The organism is Bartonella jaculi (assembly GCF_039543045.1).
GTDB lineage: Bacteria > Pseudomonadota > Alphaproteobacteria > Rhizobiales > Rhizobiaceae > Bartonella > Bartonella jaculi.
Genome location: NZ_BAABIZ010000174.1, coordinates 1 through 721 on the forward strand (window position 1 = coordinate 1; position 721 = coordinate 721).

The window sequence follows — 721 nt, forward strand, 5'->3', positions numbered from 1 at the left end:
TTGTTGCAAAGCTTGTTCATAAGGAATGGCTTTTAAACAAGCATTATCGTTTACAGAGCACTTATCGTTATCATTGACGGGGGTATTTTCAGTGTTGTTTTGTAAATGACTTTCTTTCATAATTCCCTCTTTTGAGAAAGTAATACGTTATTAAAATCGGTTCCTTTGGGAGCTTGCATCATAAAGACATCAAAGCTTTGTTTATGTGCACGCGTTGCTAGGGTAAAACCTGCTTTACGACCCGCATCATCCCCGTCCATTGCAATTGTCAGACGTCCTTTATCGGGGGTAAATTCACACGCATCATGCCACTGGTGGAAAGAGACGCCCATAAATTCACGGGCTCTGATAACAACCCAGACAGCAGAGACAGCCCCGTTTCAATGCCCTCACAAATAACCAGATGTTTTGGATTGGCTTGACTTAAATGCACAGCACCACCCATAACAGACCCCAACATGGCTTTTGCTGGTTTCTGATCTGTTTTGCAGCCATTGGCTTGTAAAAAGGTCCTATGGATTGCAAAGGAGCAGGCACCCTTAACAAGAGCAACCAACGCGGGCAGTGTCATTCCTAATGGGTGTGGACATTTTTCATGAAAGCGTAAATCGGGAGGCAATTCACAAGTGATACCCCGCTTGCGTAAATAGGTTTCTGCTAGCGTATCTTTTATTGGTTGGCTTTGCTGCCAAATCTCTCTTGCTCTTTCTGCTTTCTGTTT

Annotated in this window: 1 pseudogene; it reads right to left on the reverse strand. The window is 43.6% G+C overall.

Features of this window, described 5'->3' with window-relative positions:
- Nucleotides 1–116: 116 nt before the first annotated feature.
- Nucleotides 117–721: pseudogene (locus ABD915_RS10035) on the reverse strand (DUF7146 domain-containing protein); the annotation flags it as partial.